The organism is Puniceibacterium antarcticum (genome assembly GCF_002760615.1).
GTDB classification, from domain to species: domain Bacteria; phylum Pseudomonadota; class Alphaproteobacteria; order Rhodobacterales; family Rhodobacteraceae; genus Puniceibacterium; species Puniceibacterium antarcticum.
In genome coordinates, this window is record NZ_AWWI01000029.1 from 1 (window position 1) to 22,058 (window position 22,058).

Annotated in this window: 16 protein-coding genes and 4 pseudogenes; 11 read left to right on the forward strand and 9 right to left on the reverse strand. The window is 60.1% G+C overall.

The features are described from left to right. Positions 1–15: 15 nt before the first annotated feature. Positions 16–192, reverse strand: a pseudogene (locus P775_RS28755) (IS5 family transposase); the annotation flags it as partial. Between the two features lie 94 nt (positions 193–286). Further along, a complete protein-coding gene (locus tag P775_RS03330; protein WP_099909637.1) occupies positions 287–1,213 on the reverse strand; it encodes an isoaspartyl peptidase/L-asparaginase family protein in 927 nt (308 codons plus the stop codon). A gap of 191 nt (positions 1,214–1,404) precedes the next feature. Between P775_RS03330 and P775_RS03335 the strand changes: the two genes are divergently transcribed. From P775_RS03335 to P775_RS03355, 5 genes and pseudogenes are all read left to right on the forward strand, one after another. After that, entirely contained in the window at positions 1,405–2,289 is an 885-nt protein-coding gene (locus P775_RS03335) for a cyanophycinase (protein ID WP_099909638.1), read from the forward strand. Beyond that, positions 2,252–4,894 (forward strand): cyanophycin synthetase, encoded by a 2,643-nt coding sequence (gene cphA, locus P775_RS03340; protein WP_099909639.1) that lies wholly within the window; start codon positions 2,252–2,254, stop codon positions 4,892–4,894. The genes P775_RS03335 and cphA overlap by 38 nt, the downstream gene beginning before the upstream one ends. Positions 4,895–4,985: 91 nt before the next feature. Next, positions 4,986–6,284 carry an ATP-grasp domain-containing protein gene (locus tag P775_RS03345; RefSeq protein WP_099909640.1) on the forward strand — a complete coding sequence of 433 codons (1,299 nt, stop codon included), beginning with the start codon at positions 4,986–4,988 and terminating at the stop codon, positions 6,282–6,284. A gap of 79 nt (positions 6,285–6,363) precedes the next feature. Beyond that, a complete protein-coding gene (locus P775_RS03350) occupies positions 6,364–8,373 on the forward strand; it encodes a CocE/NonD family hydrolase (RefSeq protein ID WP_099909641.1) in 2,010 nt (669 codons plus the stop codon). A 280-nt stretch (positions 8,374–8,653) separates the two neighbouring features. Continuing rightward, positions 8,654–9,084, forward strand: a pseudogene (locus P775_RS03355) (IS66 family transposase zinc-finger binding domain-containing protein); the annotation flags it as partial. 248 nt (positions 9,085–9,332) lie between these two features. Here P775_RS03355 and P775_RS03360 read toward each other — a convergent pair. Next, positions 9,333–9,500 (reverse strand): annotated as a pseudogene (locus tag P775_RS03360) (IS5/IS1182 family transposase); the annotation flags it as partial. 56 nt (positions 9,501–9,556) lie between these two features. On the opposite strand from P775_RS03360, the gene P775_RS03365 reads away from it, so the two are divergent. Then, on the forward strand, positions 9,557–9,724 hold the full coding sequence (locus P775_RS03365; RefSeq protein WP_180287300.1) for a hypothetical protein: 168 nt from the start codon (positions 9,557–9,559) through the stop codon (positions 9,722–9,724). Positions 9,725–10,068: 344 nt separating this feature from the next. Here P775_RS03365 and P775_RS03370 read toward each other — a convergent pair whose 3' ends face one another. Further along, positions 10,069–10,752: a fumarylacetoacetate hydrolase family protein gene (locus P775_RS03370; RefSeq protein WP_099909642.1), complete on the reverse strand. Its 684-nt coding sequence runs from the start codon at positions 10,750–10,752 to the stop codon at positions 10,069–10,071. A 165-nt stretch (positions 10,753–10,917) separates the two neighbouring features. Here P775_RS03370 and P775_RS03375 point away from each other — a divergent pair, with 165 nt between their 5' ends. The 5 genes from P775_RS03375 (at position 10,918) to P775_RS03395 (ending at position 15,052) form a co-directional block, all read left to right on the forward strand. Beyond that, a complete protein-coding gene (locus P775_RS03375) occupies positions 10,918–11,607 on the forward strand; it encodes a FadR/GntR family transcriptional regulator (RefSeq protein WP_099909643.1) in 690 nt (229 codons plus the stop codon). Positions 11,608–11,690: 83 nt separating this feature from the next. Further along, on the forward strand, positions 11,691–12,662 hold the full coding sequence (locus tag P775_RS03380; RefSeq protein ID WP_180287301.1) for an ABC transporter substrate-binding protein: 972 nt from the start codon (positions 11,691–11,693) through the stop codon (positions 12,660–12,662). Between the two features lie 79 nt (positions 12,663–12,741). Then, a complete protein-coding gene (locus P775_RS03385) occupies positions 12,742–13,503 on the forward strand; it encodes an ABC transporter permease (RefSeq protein WP_099909644.1) in 762 nt (253 codons plus the stop codon). Continuing rightward, positions 13,490–14,290 (forward strand): ABC transporter ATP-binding protein, encoded by an 801-nt coding sequence (locus tag P775_RS03390; RefSeq protein WP_245875548.1) that lies wholly within the window; start codon positions 13,490–13,492, stop codon positions 14,288–14,290. Before P775_RS03385 ends, P775_RS03390 begins: the two co-directional genes overlap by 14 nt. Positions 14,291–14,299: 9 nt before the next feature. Continuing rightward, positions 14,300–15,052: an ABC transporter permease gene (locus P775_RS03395; RefSeq protein ID WP_099909646.1), complete on the forward strand. Its 753-nt coding sequence runs from the start codon at positions 14,300–14,302 to the stop codon at positions 15,050–15,052. Positions 15,053–15,122: 70 nt separating this feature from the next. Here P775_RS03395 and P775_RS03400 read toward each other — a convergent pair whose 3' ends face one another. The 5 genes and pseudogenes from P775_RS03400 to P775_RS03420 form a co-directional block, all read right to left on the reverse strand. After that, entirely contained in the window at positions 15,123–17,345 is a 2,223-nt protein-coding gene (locus P775_RS03400) for an NADP-dependent isocitrate dehydrogenase (RefSeq protein ID WP_099909647.1), read from the reverse strand. Between the two features lie 104 nt (positions 17,346–17,449). Next, positions 17,450–17,557: pseudogene (locus tag P775_RS03405) on the reverse strand (IS481 family transposase); the annotation flags it as partial. Positions 17,558–18,315: 758 nt separating this feature from the next. After that, positions 18,316–20,505 (reverse strand): xanthine dehydrogenase family protein molybdopterin-binding subunit, encoded by a 2,190-nt coding sequence (locus tag P775_RS03410; RefSeq protein WP_099909648.1) that lies wholly within the window; start codon positions 20,503–20,505, stop codon positions 18,316–18,318. Continuing rightward, on the reverse strand, positions 20,502–21,512 hold the full coding sequence (locus P775_RS03415) for an FAD binding domain-containing protein (RefSeq protein ID WP_099909649.1): 1,011 nt from the start codon (positions 21,510–21,512) through the stop codon (positions 20,502–20,504). The genes P775_RS03410 and P775_RS03415 overlap by 4 nt, the downstream gene beginning before the upstream one ends. Next, a complete protein-coding gene (locus P775_RS03420) occupies positions 21,509–22,012 on the reverse strand; it encodes a 2Fe-2S iron-sulfur cluster-binding protein (RefSeq protein WP_099909650.1) in 504 nt (167 codons plus the stop codon). The genes P775_RS03415 and P775_RS03420 overlap by 4 nt, the downstream gene beginning before the upstream one ends. Positions 22,013–22,058 lie beyond the last annotated feature (46 nt).

The following is a 22,058-nucleotide window of genomic DNA, read 5'->3' on the forward strand; positions in this document are numbered from 1 at the left end:
ATCCGACTAAAAAGCCTGACCTCCAGGCGTCGTTCGCGGTGGTTCTGACCACGACGCAAGCGCAGCCTCGCTGACCCAGACCGTCAGATCACCACGTCGCCGCAAGCCTTCGTCATACTCAGCCCAGTTGGTCACCCGATGTCTTTGCTTCGGTATCTTGTCACGGCGCTCAGCGTTTAATTTATGAGGCATCTCCTTCATCCTCAGCTGAAGAAACCACCGCCGATATCAGTAAAGCAGCTGTCCGTGCAAGAACTCCCTTTCAGAGAGGCGCTTAGGCGGCGCTTCAGTAGATTGCTGTGCCACGGTCATCAGCGTCCACGCTCCACCCGCGATACATGCCGTCGCAATTGAAGGGCAGGGTGATCGCGCCATTCCGATCAATCGCGATCAGACCGCCCGAGCCGCCCGCCGCACCGAGATCGCACAGGACAACTTCGGCGGCAGCGCGTTCCAGGCTGATGTTGGTGAGGCGCATGCGCGCGTCAATTTCATGTGCGACGCAGAGCCGCAGAAAGGCCTCGCCATCTCCAGTGGCGGAAATCGCGCAGCTTTTGTTGTCGGCGAAGGTCCCCGCGCCGATCACCGGGCTGTCACCCACACGGCCTGTACGTTTGGCGGTCATGCCCCCGGTTGAGGTTGCTGCGGCAAGCGCGCCGTTACGGTCGCGCGCCACGGCGCCGACGGTTCCGTGGCGGCGCGACGGGTCGTCGTTCAGAGCGCCATCCCGTTCCATCTGCAACGTCTGCTGCAGAGAGTCCCAGCGTTCCTGGGTAAAGAAATAAGGCGCTTCGCGGAAATCGAGCGCGGCGGCGCGGGCGACGTCCACTGCGCCTTGCCCAATCATGAGCACATGGTCGGTGGTCTCCATCACCGCGCGGGCGGCGAGGATGGGGTTCTTTGGTCCGAACAGGCCCGCGACCGCGCCAGCGCTGCGATCCCGGCCATCCATGATGGCGGCGTCCATCTCTTGCACGCCGTCACGGGTGAACACCGCACCCCGGCCGGCATTGAACAGTGGCTCATCTTCGAGCGCGCAGACCGCGGCGGTGACGGCGTCCAGCGCGCTGCCGTCCTTTTGCAGCACCGCCTCGCCCACCTTGAGAACGCGTTCAAGGGCGACGTGGCAGGCCGCCTCACGCTCGGGGGTCATGCAGTCGCGGGGGAGAACGCCCGCGCCGCCGTGGATCGCAAGGCTGAAACTGCCGGTCATGAGGATGTCTCTTTCAGGGTAGTGCCCGTTCTTCGCGCAGAAGTTTGTCAGATCGAACCGCCGTTAGGACGATTTATGTGATGCAAGTGCATCTTGTAACCGATTCGAGCCTCTGCGCACTGTCAGCTGCCGGGCTTGGTGATAGTGTCAGAGCCAACGTATTGCCCCGCAGTGGGAGAGGAGTGCAACAGATGAATATGCCTGTCAAGGTTTCGGCCAAGGGTGCAATGGTTGCGATCGGCGGCGCCGAAGACAAGACATCCCGCGCCGATATTCTGCGCCGCGTTCTGTCTCTGTCAGACCGCGAGGCGCCGATTGTGGGGGTGATCACGACTGCAAGCAGCATCCCGGGGGATGTGTTCGACGGCTATGTCGGCATCTTTTTAGAGATTGGCGCGGCCGAGGTGCTGGACATCCGCATCCGCGACCGCAAGGACGCCGCATCGGATGAATTTGCCGAGATGATCCGCCGGTCTGACGTCATCTTTATCTCGGGCGGGGATCAGATGCGACTGACCAATATCCTGGGTGCATCCAAGGCGCTAAACACAATTCGTGCGCGCCGCGAGGAAGGTGCCGTGATCGCAGGGACCAGCGCCGGTGCGGCCTGCCAGTCGCAGACTATGGTCTATGGCGGTCCTGCCGACGATTCCCTGCGAAAGGGTGCCGTCAAGATGAGCGCCGGTTTCGGTTTGGTGAACGGCGTTGTGATGGACACCCACTTTCTGGAACGTGGCCGGTTTTCTCGGCTGATGGAGGTCGGCGCGACCAATCCCGAATACCTTGGCGTCGGTCTGGGAGAGGATGCTGCCGTCCTGTTTGACGGAGATCTGATCCGCGCCTTTGGGCCGGGTCACGTGATCTTGGTTGACAGTTCACAGATAACCGGATCGAATGTGTTTGATCTCGAGGACGGTGAAGCAGTCAGCGTCCAGAACGTCATCATGCACGCGCTGGTTGATGGCTATGCATACAGCATGGCGGATCGGCGGGTCCTGAGCCCCGAAGATTTGCGGGCCGGAAACCTGGAGCATTCGATTGCATATACTCGAAAACCGTGCGTTGCGCGGACCTAACTATTACAGTCGCTACCAAGCGATCTACATGCGGCTGGACATAGAGGAACTTGAAGACCGCCCGAGCGACAAGGTGCCGGGGATCGCCGATAAGTTGCAGGAGCTGATCCCCACCATTTTCGATCATCGCTGTTCAGTGGGCACGCCAGGCGGGTTCCTTGAACGTGTGAAGAACGGCACTTGGGCAGGGCACATGGTTGAACATGTGGCGCTGGAATTGCAGAATATGATCGGGTTTTCCGTCGGTTACGGCAAGACGGTCGACAGCTATGACCCCGGTGTATACAATATCGTCTTTCGCTACCGGGACGAGGCCAGCGGCCTTGCCGCGGGCGAGGCGGCGGTGGTCATCGTGCAGAAGCTTTACGATGGCGAAGACGTCGATCTTGGCCCGATCATCGACCATCTGAAAGAGGTGCGGGATGCCAATGCGCTGGGTCCGTCAACCGGATCCATCGTCAACGCCGCCCGCGACCGCAACATTCCCGCCTATAACCTGACCGCCGGGACCAGCTATACTCAGCTGGGCCAAGGGATTAAACAGCGCCGGTTTCAGGCCACGGTCACGGATGCGAGCGGAATCATTGGCCATTCTATCGCTGACGACAAGGAATGGACCAAGCAGATCCTGGACGAATCCGGTGTTCCGGTGCCGCGCGGTCAGGTGTGTTATTCCGTTGCAGAGGCACAAGAGGCCGCCGACTGGATCGGCTGGCCCGTGGTGACCAAACCGCTGTCAGGCAATCACGGGCGCGGCGTCACGACTGACATCACCAACCCGGAGGATCTGCAGGCGGGATTTGATGCAGCACTTGCACGTGTGCGCGACGATTCCGGCGCGGTGATCGTCGAAAGCTACATCACCGGCGAAGATCACCGGATGCTGGTCATCGGCGGAAAGTTGGTTGCGGCTGCGCGCCGCCGTCCGGCCCATGTGGTGGGTGATGGCAAAAACACGGTTCAGAAGCTGATCGACATCGAAAATTCGGACCCGCGCCGGGGCGTCGGGCATGAAAACTTGCTGACCCAGATCCATGTGGATGTTCAGACCATGCGGATGCTGGAACAGGCGGGCCATACGCTCGACACCGTTTTGCCCGAGGGTGAGATTGCCTATCTGAAATCCACGGCGAATATCTCGACCGGGGGGACGGCGACGGATCTGACGGATGAGGTGCATCCCGAGGTCAAATTCGCGATGGAGCGGATCGCAAGGCTTGTCGGGCTTGATATCATAGGCATCGACCTTCTGGCCGAAAACCTGTCCATCCCGCTGGATCAGCAATCCGCTGGCGTGGTTGAGGTCAATGCTGGCCCGGGGTTCCGGATGCATATGGCACCGACCCACGGCACACCGCGCCCCGTGGGACAGCACGTTGTCGACATGCTGTTCCCCGATCCTACCGACAATGGCCGCATTCCAATCACTGCGATTACCGGCACCAATGGCAAGACGACGACCACGCGCCTGACCACGCATATCCTGCGCCAGGCGGGCAATTCGGTTGGCATGGGCTGCACCGGCACGGTCGAGATCGACAACAACGTGATTCTTCGCGGGGATTATTCCGGCCCCGCAGCGGCGCAGGCGGTTCTGCGTGAACCCACCGTGCAACATGCGGTGCTTGAGGTGGCCCGCGGTGGTATCATGCGCCGAGGGCTTGGCTTTGACGAATGTGATGTGGGCGTATTGCTCAATATCGCGTCGGACCATCTGGGTGAGCGGGACATTCACACGCTTGAGGAACTTGCCCGCTGCAAGACCGTGGTGGTGGATGCCGTCAAGAAAGACGGCGGATTCTGTGTGCTGAATGCAGACGATCCGCTGGTGATGGAGCACGGCACCTATTGGGCGCGTGGTCAGATCATCTATTTCACCATGGACCCTGAAAATCCGGCGCTGACCGAGCATCTGGCAGGGCTTGGCATGGTCCTGACCGTCAAACAGGGCAAGATCGTCCTGCTGCGCGGCAAGGTCACGGTCGAGATTGTCGAGGTGAACGATGTGCCCATCGCGTTCGAAGGCCACGCGCCGTTCAACGTGCAGAACGCCATGGCGGCGGCGGCGGCGGCGATTGCCCACGGGATCGAGATTGACGACATCCGCGCCGGGCTGCTGACCTTCCACCCGACGCCGGCGCAAATGCCGGGCCGCACCAATTACTTTGAGGCGGACGGCGTGAAATGCCTGATCGACTATGGCCACAATGTGCCTGCACTGATCGCGCTGGAACCGCTGGTCAACGGTCTGGCCACCCAACGCAAAATCGGCGTCGCCACAGCCCCAGGCAACCGGCGCGACGAGGATTTGGCCGCACTTGGCGCGCAACTCGCCCGGATGTGCGATCTGGTCTATGTCTATGAGACCGACGCGCGCGGCCGTGAAACCGGCGAAACATCGCGGCTGATCCACGCAGGCGCGGCCTCTGTCGTGGCCGGGGCGCAGGTCGAAACGATCATGAGCGAACAGGAAGCCGTGGCCAAGGCGATTGATGCGGCAGAGCCGGGCGATTTCCTGCTGCTGCTGGTTGACGACATCGAAGGTACGACAGAGCGGCTTAAGGGGCGGACCTATGCCTCGCAAGCTGAACTCGCCAAAGTCTGATACTGACATCGGGCACAGGTCCGGGCGGGGCAGGCTCCTTTAAAGGAGCCGCTCTGTCCGTGCCGCCCACCCCCAATCATAAGGACAGACAATGACCAAGAACGTGTTCGTTATCGGATTGAACGACATGAACGCCGAGCGTCTGACGCGCCTGCGCGGGGTAGAGGATGTTGTATTTCACCCGCTGCTCACGCCTGCTCAGGTGTCAGAGACACAGGATTTCGACATCCCCGCCATGCTGGCCGAGGCCGAAGGGGTGCTGGATTCCTTTGACGGATCGATTGACGCCATCGTCGGCTATATCGACTTTCCCGTGTCCACCATGCTGCCGCTGCTGTGCAAGAAATACGGAACCAAGAACGCCTCGCTCGAAAGCCTGCTGAAATGCGAGCATAAATTCTGGTCACGTAAGGTCATGTCCGAGGTGATCCCCGAACATATCCCGAAATTCACGGCGTTTGACCCGTTTGACGACAACGCCCTGGCCAAGATCGGCGAGGCGGATCTGCGCTTTCCCTTCTTTGTCAAGCCGATCAAATCTTCGGGCTCGCGTCTGGGATTTCGGATCGATAGCCCCGAAGATTTCGACTACGCCACAGAAAAGCTGCGGGCCGAGATCCGGTCTATCGGTGAACCGTTCGATTATGTCCTGAGCCAAGCCGAAATGCCCGACGACATCCGCGCGGTTGAAGGGCATTACTGCATGGCCGAACAGGTCATCGGCGGGCGGCAATGTACCGTCGAAGGCTATGTCTATAACGGCGAGGTGGTGCCCTACGGCACGGTGGATTCCATCCGCTATCCGCAGGTTCTGAGCTTTTTCTACTATCTCTACCCCTCGACCCTGCCCAAGAGGGTGCAGGACATCATGAACGACATCACCCGCACGATCATGACCCATATCGGCTATGACAATGCGGGCTTTAACATCGAATATTACTGGGATGAGGTGTCCAACAAGATCTGGCTGCTTGAGATCAACACACGGATCGCGCAGTCCCATTGCGACCTGTTCGAGATGGTCGACGGGGTCAGCCACCAGCAGGTGACCATTGACCTTGGCCTGGGCCGCCGTCCCGACATGCCGCAGGGTGAAGGGCCGCAGAACGTGGCGGGGGAGTTCTTTTACCGGGTGTTCTTCAATGACGCCACGGTGTCCCGCGTCCCGTCCAAGGCCGAAATCGCCGTTGCGGCAGAGCAGGTCGATGGCACGCGCATCAGTTCCTATGTGGCCAAAAATTCGCTGCTGTCGGAACTGCCCGAACAGGATGCCTACAGCTTTGCCGTCGCCTCGGTCTGGATGGGGGCAAGCAAGCAGTCCAAGCTGCTATGGAATTACGAACAGGTGATGAAAAAGCTGAACTACGAGTTCACTGATATCGTGGAATAGCCTCTGCTCGCTGGACTTCCGGCGGTTCGGGCCTGATACCGGCCGCCGAAACCCATCTTTGGCAAAATCGAGTGATTGCATGAAAATCGACGCCCCATTGCCCCGTCCCGTACGGGAACTTGAGCATGTCGAAATCCCGATGCCGGACGGCACGCGGCTGGCCGCGCGGATCTGGATGCCCGAGGATGGGGCGCCGGTGCCTGCGATCCTTGAATACATTCCCTATCGCAAGAACGACAAGACGCTGGAGCGCGACCATGCCCGCGCACCGTGGTTGGCCGCACAGGGCTATGCCTATGTGCGGGTCGATCTGCGTGGGACAGGTGAGTCCGAAGGGCTGATGGTTGACGAATACACCCCGCTTGAACTGCAGGACGGCTGCGACGTGATCGCCTGGCTGGCCGATCAGGGCTGGTGCGACGGGGGCGTCGGGATTGTGGGGATTTCCTGGGGCGGGTTCAACGGCTTGCAGCTGGCGGCATTGCGTCCGCCGGCGCTGAAAGCGGTTGTCACGATCTGTTCGACCGATGACCGCTATGCAGACGACATTCATTACATGGGCGGCACCCTGCTGGGGGATCAGCTGTCCTGGGCCTCGGTCATGTTCGGCATCAACACGCTGCCGCCCGACCCAAAGCATGTGGGTGCGCGCTGGCGCGACATGTGGGAAGAGCGGCTGGACGGTTCTGGCCTGTGGCTGGAAAACTGGCTGCACCACCAGACCCGTGATGATTTCTGGAAACACGGTTCGGTCTGCGAGGATTTCGCGGATATTAAAGTGCCGGTTTACGCGGTCAGCGGCTGGGCCGATGGCTATTGCCGGTCCGTCTTTCGGCTGGTCGAAAACCTGAGCGGCCCGGTCAAGGGGATCGTTGGCCCCTGGTCGCACAAATATCCGTATCTGGGGGCGCCCGGCCCGGCCATCGACTGGCTGACGGAAGAGGTCCGCTGGTGGGATCACTGGCTTAAGGGACGCGAGACCGGGATCATGGAGGAACCGCCGCTGAGGCTGTATCTGCAGGACCACGCCGCGCCGCGCAGCCATTATGACCACCGGGACGGTGAATGGATCACCGAACCGGCCTGGCCGTCGCCGAACGTCACGCGCACCGGTTTCGGGCTTGGCGCCGACGGGCGGCTTGGCGGGGTCGTGGATGCCACGGATGCCAAAGTGTCGATCTGCTCGCCGCTTTGGGTTGGGGGACAGGCGGGCAAGTGGTGCTCCTACGCGCATCCCGGCGACCAGCCGGGAGATCAGCGGCGCGAAGATGCTGGCAGTCTGGTGTTCGACACTGCCCCGCTGAAGGCAGATATGAACATCGCGGGCGATGCGCGGCTGACCCTGACCCTGCAGGTCGATCAGCCGGTCGCGCAGGTCGCCGTGCGGCTGGTGGACGTGGCGCCAGATGGGGCGGCGACGCGAGTCAGCTATGGCCTGCTGAACCTGACCCACCGCGACGGTCACGAAGAGCCCGCGCCGCTGGAACCGGGGCAGACCTACACCGTAGAAGTGCCGTTCAAGCATGTTGCGCAGACTTTTCGCGCCGGGCATCTTATCCGGCTGGGCATTTCGACCAGCTATTTCCCCATTGCCTGGCCCGCGCCGGAACCTGTGACGCTGACGGTGCTGACCGGCCAGTCACAGTTGTCTCTGCCGGTGCGCACAGCTGACGGGCCTGAGGTGCGGGATCTGGGTGCGCCGCGTGCGGGCGAACCGCTGGACGTGACATATGCCGAACCTTCGCAAGCCGAATGGACTGTGTCCGAGGACCGCGATACGGGCCGTGTCACTATCGAGGTCCGGGATCACGAAGGCGGGGCGCATATCACCGCGCATGACTTTTACCACTCCGCCGAAGGGCGCGAGCGCTATTCGGTTCTGCCCGACGATCCGACCTCGGCCGAGGGCGAGGTGACATGGACCCATGAAATGCGCCGCGACGGCTGGTCGGTCAGAACCATCACCACCACGCGATTAACCGGTGACAAGGATGCGTTTCAAATCACCGCACGGCTTCGGGCGTGGGAGGGCGATACATTGGTCCGGGACAAGGATTGGGATGTCTCAATCCCGCGCAATCTGGTCTGAGTCGCTTTCATGCATAGCGGAAGCACAATTCACACCCCGCCTGCCTGTCTCATTTTTGTGCAGGCGCAGCAGAATCTTCATGAGGTTTGGGGACCCAACAGCTGTTTGATCCCGCAGTTTGATGGTGCGATCCTTTCTCAGGCTTGGAAAGAAGCATGATGTGACAAGTTCATCACGGGAGCGCCACGTACTGTCACCCGGCAGTGGTTTGCAGGGCAAGCCATGAAGGGGCACGCATTCCTTCAGCGCTACAATAAAGCGATCACAAGCTTCGCTCGCTCAGCAGCATCTGCCCTTCGAAAATGTCGAGGTTGCCGAGGGGATGCTGACCTCAGCCAGCGAGGCGGCCAAGAAAGCCCTTTGCGACCGCAAGAAGAGCGCATGCGCCCCGAAGCAGAGTTGCCATCGGAGCGCCATTGGTCGAGCGACACTGGCGACGGCCATCTGCAAGCGCATCTCGAGCGGACCGAACGGGTCATCGAACCGGACAGCACCCTGTGTCCTTCCGGCTGCGGCGAGATGGTCAAGGTAGGCGTCGTGTTGAAAACACGCCTTTGGCGTGAGGACCGCAGCGAGCGTCTGGATTTAATCCCGGCCCGGCCCCGCGTGCTCGTCACGATCCGCCCGAAAGGCGTTTGCCGGTCCTGCAATGGCGCCTCTCATGCCCAAGCTCCGGCGCCTGAATGGCTGGTACCGCGCGGCCTGCCGACGTAGGCTCTGGTGGCGCATTCCATGGCCTCCAAGTTTGCGGACTACCTGCCGTTCTATCGCTAGGCTGCCCTTGCATCTCATGAGGCGCTCGGATGGAGCGTTAGAAGTTTTCAGGCTCGAAGATAAACCTCTTTCTGCGACAATTCTGCGAAAACAATGCGGGCTGTTTTGTTGAGCCGGGCAACACCCGGGGGCTTTTTTTTGCGCAAAGGGGTTGAGGGCCAGAGTTCCCCATTCTCCAGATGGACTTAGCCCACGGCATTTGTGACTGGGATGCCAAGCGCGGTGTAGCCATTCAGAACCGCATCACGGACTTGGAGTTCTGCGACCTGACGGTCGAAGTCGCGTGCCATGAGGCCCTGACACAGCCGTTTCACGCAATGCATCTTCGTTTCGGCGCGGCTTCGGCGATGGTATCGAAGCGCTGCCGAGTGATGATCTGGAAACCGGCAAACTGCTGCTGCGATACTACGTGAACGCGACCGTTGGTTTCAACGCCCTGGCCCAAGACATGCAGAAGGATCCGAAGAGCCTGATGCGCATGCTGAGCGCCAAGGGCAACCCGCGGGCAGACAATCTGCTGGCAATGGTGGCGCGTATCTCGCAACGTGAGGGCGTGACGCTTTCTGTTACGGGTTAGGGCGACCAGCCAGAGCCGGAGACGAAGGCGACATCAAAGATCACCATAATTTCGGACGAATCGGCGCAGACTCTCTCGGTGCGCCTACTCGGGCTAGTCGAACACGCACCCCAGCGGCGCGGCTGTGAACATGAGCCTTTTCTGACCGAACTATTTGCGCCTATGGTCTGACGCCGCACATCTCGCTGACACCAAACGCCCGACACGGTGAGACCATTTCGGCTATTGAGCCAAGGACAACGGTCGAACGCGACGCTACCTTATGTGGCTTACACTCTCAGAGATGCGCTGACACAAATCTGCCAGCGCACATGTCTTCTACCTGCGACACACCTGAGTTTATGTCAGATGACTTTTACCGTCATGGATCCCAGACCTTCGATCGCGACTTCCATTGTATCACCCTTGACCACCGGCCCGACGCCGGAGGGCGTTCCCGACATGATAACGTCACCGGCGGCCAGTTCGAAATACTCGGAGAGATACGATATCATTTCCGGCACTTTCCAGATCAGCTGGTTCAGATCGCCTTCCTGCTGGAGCTTTCCGTTGACCTTCAGCGTCACCGGACCGCTGTCGGGATGGCCGACTTCGGAAACCTGATGCACGGGGCCGGTGGGGGCGGAGCGTTCAAAGGCCTTGCCGATTTCCCAAGGCCGACCGGCCTTTTTCATCTCGCCCTGCAAGTCGCGACGGGTCATGTCGAGCGAAAGCGCGTAGCCATAGACATGGTCCAGCGCCGATTCGACCGGGATATTGCTGCCGCCGGATTTCAGCATCACGGACAGTTCCACCTCGTGATGCACATCTGAGCTGTGCGGCGGATAGGGAAACTCGCCGGTGCTATCGAGGTTATTGGGGTTCTTCTGGAAAAAAAACGGGTCCTCTCGATCGGGGTCGTGCCCCATCTCGATGGCATGCGCGGCGTAATTCCGACCAATGCAGTAGACGCGACGGACCGGAAACTCCCCTCCGCCGACGACTGGAAGCGCCGTGACGGGCGGAGCGGGGATAACAAAATCTGCCATTTAAGACCTCTCTTGGCTGGAACTCCATTAGGGGACTAGCTGGGATCAATGTATAAATCAATACAAACCAATCAGATAAATCTTGCCATAGTAGACATATTCATCAATGGTTGCCGATAATACCCTATACTTGCACATAATTGGTGCACCAATGATGAGGCGACATTGCAATATTCTGAACGTTCACTGAAGGCAGACCCGGTTGTCGAGAAGCTCCGAGGCTTCATCCAGGAGGGGGATTACACCGGTGGTGACCGGCTGCCCGCTGAACGCGATCTGACCGTGCGGCTGGAGATGAGCCGTACAGAGTTGCGCAAGGCACTGGATGCTCTCGAACGCGAGGGCATGATCTGGCGCCATGTTGGCAAGGGTACATTCGTGTCCGACCCCTGCGAGGGCAACGCGCCAGATGCTCTCGTCCAGCTTGGACGCAACCTGACTCCCTTCAGGATGATGCGCGCCAGACTAGTGATCGAACCGGCCATCGCGCGAGAGGCAGCAATCAATGCGTCCGGCACGGACCTGTCCAACATGCAAAGGGCGATGGAGCGCACCCGGTCGGCGACCACCTGGGCAGAATACGAGGAACAGGACGACCAGCTACACCGTCACATCGCAGAGGCCAGTGATAACCTTCTGCTGGTGTCGCTGTTCGAGCACCTCAATCATGTCCGTCGTGCAGTGGCCTGGGGTAGCGTCGTGCGCGCCACGACCCGCCCGGCCGCGAGCCACACCAGCTTTTCCGAGCACGATTCCCTCGTGCAAGCCATCGCCTCGCGCGCCCCGGATGCGGCACACGATGCCATGCGAATGCATCTGCGTTCGGTGTCCGACCGCCTGTTTGGAGAAGCCTGAGACGAAACCGCCAAGACGACATAGTCGACCGGACACCGGCACGACCAATAATACCAAAAACGTTCCCTGGGAGGAGAACACTTATGGATTTAGGAAAACAGTTTGCGCGCCCAGCACTTGCCTTACCGCTGATCATCGCCACAATGGTGTCGGCCGTCACGGCCGAACCGCTCAAGATAGCTCTGGCGGAAACTCCGTCGGATGAACTTGCCGCCTTTTTCGTGGCGCTCGACCGGGCCAAGGCCAAGGGTCTCGACTATGAATGGACCGCTTTCGCGGACGAGGAACTGGCGATACAGGCAATCCTCAGCGGCCAGATGGACATCGGTTTTGGCACGCCATACGCGGCCATGCAGCGGTCCAAGGCCCCGCTGCGGATCATCTTCCAGCTGTCCAAGCTGAAGTTCTTTCCGGTCGCAATCGAGAAATACACCGATCTCGCGCAACTCGACGGCGTGCCGATCATGCTGCATTCCCGCGGGGGCGGCACGGATTCCATCGCCAATGTGATCGAGGAGCGCGTCGGCATCAAGTTCGGCGACCGCTCCTACGTTCCCGGCTCGTCCAGCCGCGTGGTGGCGATGCTGGCAGGTCAGGCCGAAGTGACGATCCTCGATCTCTCCAACAAGAACAAGATGATGGCCGAAGCCGAGGATCGCTTCAACGTGCTCCCGATGTTTGATGTGGATGCGAGCGACGAGGCGCTCTTCGCCAACCTCGACTGGATCAAGGAGAACAGTGATCAGGTCGACATCCTCGTCTCGGCACTGATGAGCGTCTGGCAGGATATGGCGCAAGATCCGACCATCATCAGCCGCGAGACGAACCCCGACGGACCCATCGGCCAGCTTCCCGCAGAGATCCTCGGCGAACTGGACGCCTTTTATACAGAGGCGGTTGCGGGCGGGCTCTACGATCCCAATGGTGGCGGTCGCAAGGCCGCGCAGGCTGACATGGAATGGTACACCGCGGCCGGTCAGCTGGAAGGCAATCCCGAAGAGCTCAACATCGAGGACTTCTGGTACCTCGCGCCGCTGGATGCTGCGGCGAAGTAAGCTTTCTCCTGCCCGCGGCCGATGGTCCGGCCGTGGGCGCATCGCAATTCTGTCCAAACGAATTCGAAACAGAGGCGTCATGAAAAACAGATCCCTGCTCCTCAAGATCCTCTCGGCGGTGCTTGTCTTTGGTGCCTGGGAAGTCGCCGGGCGCATTCCCGTCAGCTATGCCTTTCCCACCTTCCTTGAATCTATGAGCTCGCTGCTGCGCATGACGCTGGATGGCAGTATCTTCGTGGCTTACGCCGAGACACTGAAGCCGCTGATTGTTGGCGTGGCGATCTCGACCGTTCTGGGCATCGGCTTGGGCCTGTGGATAGGTCTCAGCGAGAAGTTCGAGTGGTTGTTCTCGCCGATCTTCATCGTAATGCAGGCAGCCCCCCTCGCCGCCCTGATCCCCCTGCTGGTCATGGCCTACGGCATCGGTCTCACCTCCAAGGTCTTCGTGGTGTGCATCATGGCGATGCCCGTCATCGTGCTCAACACGAGCGGCGCGGTGCGCAACACCCCGGAATCTCTTAAGGAAATGGGGCGCTCTTTCATGGCCAAGGATCATCATGTGCTGCTCAAAATCATCATCCCCGCCGCCTCACCGGTGATCTTTTCCGGATTGCGCCTTGGCGTATCCGCCGGCTTCATAGGTGCGATCCTCGCAGAACTCAAAATCACGCCGACCGGTGTCGGCGACATCATCAGCTACAGCCGGTCGATCGCGGATTATCCCAGCATGTATGCAGCGATCTTCTCGATCATCCTTCTGGCGGTCCTGTTTCTGAACCTGCTGGAAAAAATAGAAAATATACTCTTTGAAGGGAATGACCGTGGTTATGTCACAGACTAGTCAGGCTTTTGTCGACGCCCACCCGTCTGCTCAGGACAATGCCGTTACCGTGCGCGGCGTCTCCAAGAATTACGGCGCTGTTGAAGCTCTCAAGAACATGTCACTGGAGTTCCCGCGTGGACAGCTGACCTCGCTGCTGGGGCCGTCGGGCTGCGGCAAGACGACCCTGCTCAAGATCATTGCGGGGCTTCTGAAAGCCGATAGCGGCGAGATCATCGTGAACGGCAAGGCGGTGACCGGTCCTGGCCCCAACCGCGCCTTCGTGTTTCAGGACTTCGCACTGCTGCCCTGGGCGAGCGTGCTGCGCAACGTGGCCTTCGGGCTCGAATTGCGCGGCGTCGCTAAATCGGAACGCGAGGCGAAGGCCGAGAAGTACATCAAAGATGTCGGGCTTGCCGGGTTCGAGCACAGCTTTCCCCACGAGCTTTCCGGCGGTATGCGCCAGCGGGTCGGTCTGGCGCGCGCTCTTTCGGTCGATGCCCAGGTTCTGCTGCTGGACGAGCCATTCTCTGCCGTCGACGAACAGACCCGGCGCAAGTTTCAGGAGGATCTGCTCGCGCTCGTCGCGAATGAGAACAAGACTTTCATCTTCGTGACCCATTCCATCGAAGAGGCGGTCTATGTCTCGGATCAGATCGCGATCCTGCTGCCCCGCCCCAGCCGGGTTCACGAGATCATACGCCCGTCAAACTTCCGTGCCAAAGGCATAGACAATATCCGCCGCGACCCAGAATACCTCGATATCGTCGACGAAATCTGGGCCTCCCTGCGCAATTATGTCGAATAGGGGAAAAAGATGAGAGTTTACGGACACAAGCTTCCTGCGATGTCGTCTCTTCTGATCTGGGCCCTGCTGTGGGAGATCGTTGGACGGACCGGCGCCACTTTTTTCATTCCGCCGCTGTCCGAAGTCTTTGTGACTCTGTTCAAGATCATCGGCACACCAGCCTTTCTCGCCGCACTGTCCGAGACGGCGCAGGCGTTTCTCGCAGGTGTGTTCTTTTCCATCGCGATCGGAATTCCTGTCGGCATACTGATGGGAAAAAGTCGCCTGCTGGATGAATTACTGCTGCCTTGGGTGAACATCTTCGTCAGCGCGCCGCTCACAGCCCTGGTGCCGGTGCTGATGGTGCTGTTCGGCTTCGGCATGACATCAATCGTCATCACCACCACGCTCTTCGGTATCTGGATCATCATCCTGAACACCCGCGCCGGGGTTCGCCAGATCAACCGCTCGCTCGTCGAAATGGCGATAAGCTTCGGCGCAACGCCGATGGATGCCTTCGTGAAGATCTACTTCTGGGCCGCCCTGCCCGAGATCCTCGGCGGCGTGCGGATCGGGGTGATCCGGGCGGTGAAGGGCGTGATCATCGGCCAGCTTCTGATCTCGATCGTCGGCTTCGGAGCGCTGTTCGAACTTTACGCGACGAACTTTCTGATGAGCCACTTCTGGGCGGTTCTCATCGTGCTTTTCGCACTGGCCTTCTCGATCTCCGAATTCCTGGCCTTTCTGGAACGCAAGGTCGCCTATTACGCGGCCAAGCGGTAACCGGGAAACTGAGACCCGATACAGCAAGAAAAGCCCCGCCAGAATGTCTCTGGCGGGGCTTCTTCGTGTATCAGCCGATGATCTTGTTCAGCGTCGGCGACGGCTTCATCACCGATGCGGTCTTGGCCGGATCGGTGTGATAGTACCCGCCGGTATCGGCAGGCTTGCCTGCATCGGCAGTAAGCTCCGCTAGGATGGCCGTCTCGTTCTCGGCCAGCGCCTTGGCGATGGGTGCAAAATGCGCGGCCATGTTGGCATCGTCCGTCTGTTCGGCCAGCGCCTGAGCCCAATAGAGCGCAAAGTAGTAGTGGCTCGCGCGGTTGTCCGGCTGGCCGACCTTACGGCCCGGGGATTTGTCATTATCGAGGATACCCTGTGTTGCGACATCGACCGCGTGGCCCAGCACCTTCGCCTTGGCGTTGCCCTTGACCTCTGCGAGGAACTTCAGGCTTTCCCCCAGCGCGCAGAATTCACCAAGAGAATCCCAGCGCAGGTGGTTCTGCTCGACGAGTTGCTGCACATGCTTGGGCGCAGAGCCGCCTGCCCCGGTCTCGAACATACCGCCACCGTTCATCAGCTTCACGATAGACAGCATCTTTGCAGAGGTGCCAAGTTCCAGGATCGGGAACAGGTCGGTCAGGTAGTCCCGCAAAACGTTGCCGGTGATCGCGATTGAGGTTTTGCCAGCACGGATCGTGTCGAAGGAAACGCGCGTCGCCTCGGCCGGGGAAAGAATGCGGAACTTGTCCGACACGCCCTTTGCTTCAAGCAGCGGCTTCACGTACTTGATCAGTTCAGCGTCATGCGCGCGCGCTTCGTCGAGCCAGAAGATCGCCTCGCAGCCCTCAATCGCTTGGCGGTCAATTGCAAGCTGCACCCAGTCTTCGATCGGTGCCTGCCTGGTCGAGGCCGAGCGCCAGATATCGCCCGCCTCGACGGTGTGCTCGTGCAGCACGTCGCCATTGGCTGCGATCATCCGCACCACACCGTCGGCCGGGATTTCGAACGTGGTGGGGTGCGAGCCGTATTCCTCGGCCTTCTGCGCCATCAGGCCGACATTCTGGACCGTGCCAGCGGTAGAAGGGTCCAGCGCGCCGTTCGCCTTGCAGTCCTTGATCGCCTCGTCATAGACGACCGCGTAGGAACTGTCGGGGATCACGCAATTGGTATCGTGTTCCTTGCCGTCGGGGCCCCAGCCCTTGCCGCCCGCGCGGATCAGCGCGGGGATCGACGCGTCGATAATGACGTCAGAAGGCACGTGCAGATTGGTAATGCCCTTATCGGAATTCACCATATAAAGCGGCGGACGCGTTGTCATCAGGGCGTCAATCTCGGCAAGGATCTCGTCTGCCTTCGGGGCAGATTTGACCAGGTCGAGCAAGGCACCAAGACCGGAATTCGGATTGACCCCGACCGCGTCCAGTTCACCGCCGTACTTGTCAAAAACCGGTTTCAGGAATGCCTTCACAGCATGGCCGAAGATGATCGGATCAGACACCTTCATCATCGTGGCCTTGAGGTGGATCGAGAACAACACACCTTCGGCCTTTGTCGCCTCGATCTGTTCGGTCAGAAACGCGCTCAGCGCCTTGGCGGACATATAGGTCGCATCCACAACCGTCCCTGCGGGGAAGTTCACAGCGTCCTTGAGCACCGTGATTGTGCCGTCCTTGCTCTCATGCTCGATGCGTGCAGCACCGGCCTGCGCGGCGGTCAGGGTCACAGATGTCTCGTTGGCGCGAAAATCATCCGCGCCCATCGTGGCGACATGCGTCTTGCTGTCGGGTGACCAGACACCCATCGAATGCGGATTCGCCATGGCATATTTCTTCACCGCGACAGCCGCGCGGCGGTCCGAGTTACCTTCGCGCAGCACTGGGTTCACTGCTGAGCCTTTGATCGCGTCAAAGCGCGCACGAATTGTCGTTTCTCCGTCCGTCGTCGGGTTCTCGGGATAGTCCGGCAGATCGTAGCCTTGCGACTGCAATTCCTTCAGCGCAGCGACAAGCTGCGGCACTGAGGCCGAGATATTCGGCAGCTTGATGACGTTTGCTTCGCGCGTCTTCACCAACTCACCCAGCACGGCCAAATCGTCAGTTTGCCGCTGAGCCTCGGTCAGGTTTTCAGGGAATGCAGCGATGATGCGTCCCGCCAGCGAAATGTCGCGTGTGCCGACCGAGACGTCCGCGGCTGCCGCAAAGGTCCGGATGACCGGTAGAAACGACGCCGATGCCAGTTCAGGTGCTTCATCCACCTTGGTGTAAACGATATCTGGAGTGTTCTGGTCTGCCATGGAGTTTCAAGCCTTTTATGATTTCCAGCAATGTCATAGCCAAATCACAACTGAATATCGATAGGTCTCGAGTCAGGCTGGAAAAATGAGTTCTAGGTATTCAGTCACGGCATTTGGTGGATCGGATTTACGATGAAACGATCTCGCTCTGAAGTCCAGATTTTGCAGATGTATTCGTAGGGCGTGAAGCCGCTGAACGTCTTGAGCCTCCGTCAGCACTGTCGACCGCTTTTCCGTCGGTCCGCTCTTCAAGTCCTCGACCGTCGCACACTTGCTTAACTTCGCAACGGTTTTAAGGTTCATCGGGAAAACGATTCACTGGATCGTTTTTTTATCCTCCTCACTCCCCAACTCCTTGCTCAACTGCGATAGCGAAACCTACGGTCGCTGTATTACTCCTCTGAAGGCGTGCGTACCGTCTTATGGTTTGCAGTGCAAACCAATGCCGGGTGACTCTACTTGGCGCTTCCTTGGCGAAAGTGACCCATAATGCTTCCATCCATTCCTGAGAATGGATCGCACCATCAAGCCTTATGATTAAAACGAGTCCGCACATTTCCATACTGCAAACTCGGCCCGATCAATGCGCGCTCGGGCCCATTTTGGGCGATGACAAGCACAAAGAGCACAAGTGCACGCAGCGTTCTCAGCATCATCAGGCAACGTTTCGACCGTTTCAAACGTCACGCATAACCTCGGCGAAAGCCTGATGGAGCCGTTGCCCGAACCCTCCGTGAACTTTCCCCATTGTTTGCTCAAGGCCCTCCCGAAGTTTCTACATTGAGAGGTTTTTCAATCCATTTTGATGTCCCACGAACAGGCAGCTTTTCGCAGCCACATGAATTATGTGACCTTTACGTTTAGCGGACGTTAGATGTCCGACACATGTCCGGCCGGGCTACGATCGCGCAGCCCGGCCCTCGAGAGGTGCAATGCCGGTATGGCACTGTCGGGGGCCCGGACGGCCGTTTCAGAGCGCAGCCTCCATAGCAGCGATCACGCGGTCCGGCAGCGCCGGGAAGTCGTAGATGCGTTTCCCGGTTGCGTGAGCGATGGCATTCAGCACGGCAGCGCCCGCACCTGAAATTCCCAGCTCACCGATGCCCTTGGTCTGAATCGGGTTCGCCCAGTCGTCGCGCTCCTCAAGGAAGAGAACCTGCATGTCACCCGGAACATCCGCATGAGACGGCACGTGGTAGTTCGCAAGGTCGCGGGTCACCACATGGCCGTCACGACGGTCGCTCTGCATATCTTCGGTCAGGGCTGCACCTATACCCCAGATCATTCCGCCAAGCGCTTGGCTGCGGGCCGTCTTTTCGTTGAGGATACGGCCCATCGACATCACGCCCAACATGCGCCGCACACGGACCTCTCCAGTCCATTCGTTGACGGCGACCTCAGCAAAATGGGCACCAAACCCAGACGAAAAGTGGCTCTTGGCGGTCATTCCCGACTCAATGGTGGCTTCAGCCTGCATTTCATCCCTCGCGAGATCAGTCAGTGCCATTTCGCGATTGCCGCCGCGGGCACGTCCCCCCTGCAGGGTTAGATCGTCCTCCGAGCAGCCCAGTTGTTCTGCGAGACGGGCTCGGATCTTGCGTGCGGCGAGGAAGGTCGCCGAGCCTGCCGAGTTCGCACCGAACGAGCCGCCAGAGCCAGACGCGCCGGGTAGATCGGAATTGCCCAGGCGGACCTCTACATTGTCGGGCGAGAGGCCAAGCATTTCAGCCGCGATCTGCGCCAAGATTGCATAGGTCCCGGTACCGATGTCTGTCATGTCGGTCTCCACCACTGCACGATCACCGGTCAGGCGCACGCGCGCCGCGGATTTCACAAGCATACTGGAGCGGGCTGCCGAGGCCATGCCCATGCCGATCAGCCAGTCGCCCTCGCGCCGCGTTCCTGCCGTGCCGCGCTGCGCCCAGCCAAATTGCTCGGCGCCTTCGCGCAGACAATCGGCAAGACCACGGACGCTGAACTCCCGCCCATCCATTGGATGGGTGTCCGGCAGATTCCTGAGGCGCAATTCCACAGGGTCGATCCCCAGACTGTCCGCGAGCTCATCCATTGCAGATTCGAAGCCGAGCATCCCCACCGCCTCACCAGGCGCACGCACAGATCCTGCCGGGGTTGCCGCGATGCGCGCCACGGTTTGGGTAAAGCTCAGCCCGTCAGCGCCGTAGAGGAACTGCGAGGCTTGCGAGACCGGCTCGGAAAAGCCCTCGCCATCGAGGTTGGAAACCGTGTCATCATGGGAAATCGCGGTGATTCTGCCGTCCTGCGTCGCACCAATGCGGACACGCTGCGCAGTCTCTGAGCGGCGCAGTACGCAATCGAACACAGTCTGTCGCGTCATCACCACCCGAACCGGACGGCCGAGCTTTTGCGACGCGATGGCCGCCGCCGCCGCCTCCGGGCCCAGTCCCAGTTTTGAGCCGAAGCCGCCCCCCACGAAGGGCGCCAGAATGCGCACTTGTGCGGGTTCGATCCCGAGCGTGTCAGCCAGCTCTTTCTTGTTGAAGCGGATCATCTGCAGCGAACTGCGAAGGGTGACGGAGCCGTCCTTCCAATCGGCGATTGCAGCATGCGGCTCCATCGCGGCGGCGGCGTGGGACGGGGTCGTGTATTTCTGGTCAACTCTGACCTCTGCAGCCTTCCACGCAGCGTCGAAGTCACCTGCGGTTTCAGGGTCTGCGACCTCTCGGTCTGGCGTGCCCTCGGGCGTGACGTAAGCTTTTTCAGTCTCATACCGGATATTAAGCCGCTGGGCCGCATCACGCGCGCCCTCAAAAGTCTCGGCAACCACCAGCGCGATGGGCTGTCCATGATAGTAAACCGCATCGCCGGGCTGCACAGGGGCTTCTCCGGCCATGCCCTGCGCAGGATTACGGATCATCCGTTGATCGGTGATGACGTCGATGACGCCTTGGATCGACCTGATGCTATCCCTGTCGATACCTGTGATCTTGCCACGCGCAATTGTCGCGCGCACGAGCACGCCATGTAACACGTTGTCCATGACAGTGTCGGCGGTATAGGACGCCCGACCGGATACCTTGTGCGGGCCATCGGGGCGATTCATCGGTGTGCCGACCACGCCCTGCCCGGTCTGATCCAGAAGGCGCGGCTGCGGGCTGTCCATTGTGAAAGTGTCGGTCATGCCTGAGTCCTCGCGATGTCGGTGCCTGAGCGGTCCGCCAGCACAGTCAACTGGCGCAGAGTGGCGATGAAGGTCCGGCGCAGCAATGTGCGCTTGTACTCGGTGTCTGGGTGCGGCGCTCCCTCAGAGATAAGAGCATCGGCTACATTTGCGAACAAAGCATCAGAGGCGGCTTGGCCTTCCAACATTTCCGCCACCGCATCGTCCGTCCAGGGATGCGGCGCGACACTGCCATAGGAGAGATGCGCGCGCATGATGGTATCGCCTTCCATCTCGATGGCTGCGGCGACAGAGACAAGCCCAAAGGCGTAGGATGCGCGATCGCGCACCTTGCGATAGACCTGTCGGCTGCCGATCAGCGGAGCAGGCAGGATTACCGCCGTGATAATGTCACCCGCCTCCAGCACCGTGTCGCGGTCAGGGCGGTCGCCCGGTTCGCGGTAGAGCTGCTGTATCGGAATGCGGCGTAAATCGCCTTTCCGGGCGCGGATTTCAACCTCTGCCTGCAGCGCGGTAAGAGCAACCGCCATGTCGGACGGGTGCGCCGCAAGGCAGTGCTCGGACGTCCCGAAAATCGCAAGCATACGCCCCGACCCCCCTTGCGCCGCGCAACCCTCGCCCGGCGTGCGCTTGTTGCAGGGCTGCGAGGTGTCGTAGAAATAGGGGCAGCGCGTACGCTGCAACAGGTTGCCGCCAGTGGTGGCCTTGTTGCGGATCTGCGCGGAAGCCCCGGCGAGGATCGCGCGGGATAAAAGGGGCCAGCCAGCCCGAACCCGCGTGTCATGCGCCAATGCGGTGTTCGTGACGAGCGCGCCAATGCGCAGTCCGTCGCCGTGGCATACGATCTCTGAGAGGCCCTCAATGCGGGTGATATCAACAAGCGTTTCAGGGTTCACGACCTGGATCTTCATCAGGTCCAGAAGATTTGTCCCCCCTGCGATGATCTGTCCGGACGCCATCGCAGCGTCACCTGTGGCTGTCGCGCGGAAATAATCGAACGGTCTCATTTCTTCACCTCCGCCGCCATGGCGATGGCTTCCCTGATCAACGGATAGGCGGAGCAACGGCAGAGATTGCCGGACATGCGTTCCGCCATCTCTTCATCGCTCAGATGCGGGGCGCCCAGGTCATCGCTGACGTATGACGGCGCGCCTTCGGAAATTTCCTTCAGCATTGCTGTCGCTGACATGATCTGACCGGGTGTGCAATAGCCGCACTGGTAACCGTCCTTCTCGACGAATGCCTTTTGCAGGGCCGACAGCCGTTCCGGCGAACCAATCCCTTCAATTGTCGTGATCTCGTCGCCTTCGTGCATCGCGGTGAGGCACAGGCAGGAATTCACGCGCTCACCGTTCAATAAAACAGTGCAGGCCCCGCACTGGCCATGATCGCAACCTTTCTTTGTGCCTTGAAGTCCAAGATCATCGCGCAGCGTATCAAGGAGAGTGCGTCGCGAGTCGTGCCCCACTTCATGCTGCTTGCCGTTTACGGTGAGGATGGTTTTCATCGCTGGCTCCTGTGCCTTTATCTAGTCCACGGTGATGCTGAACCGC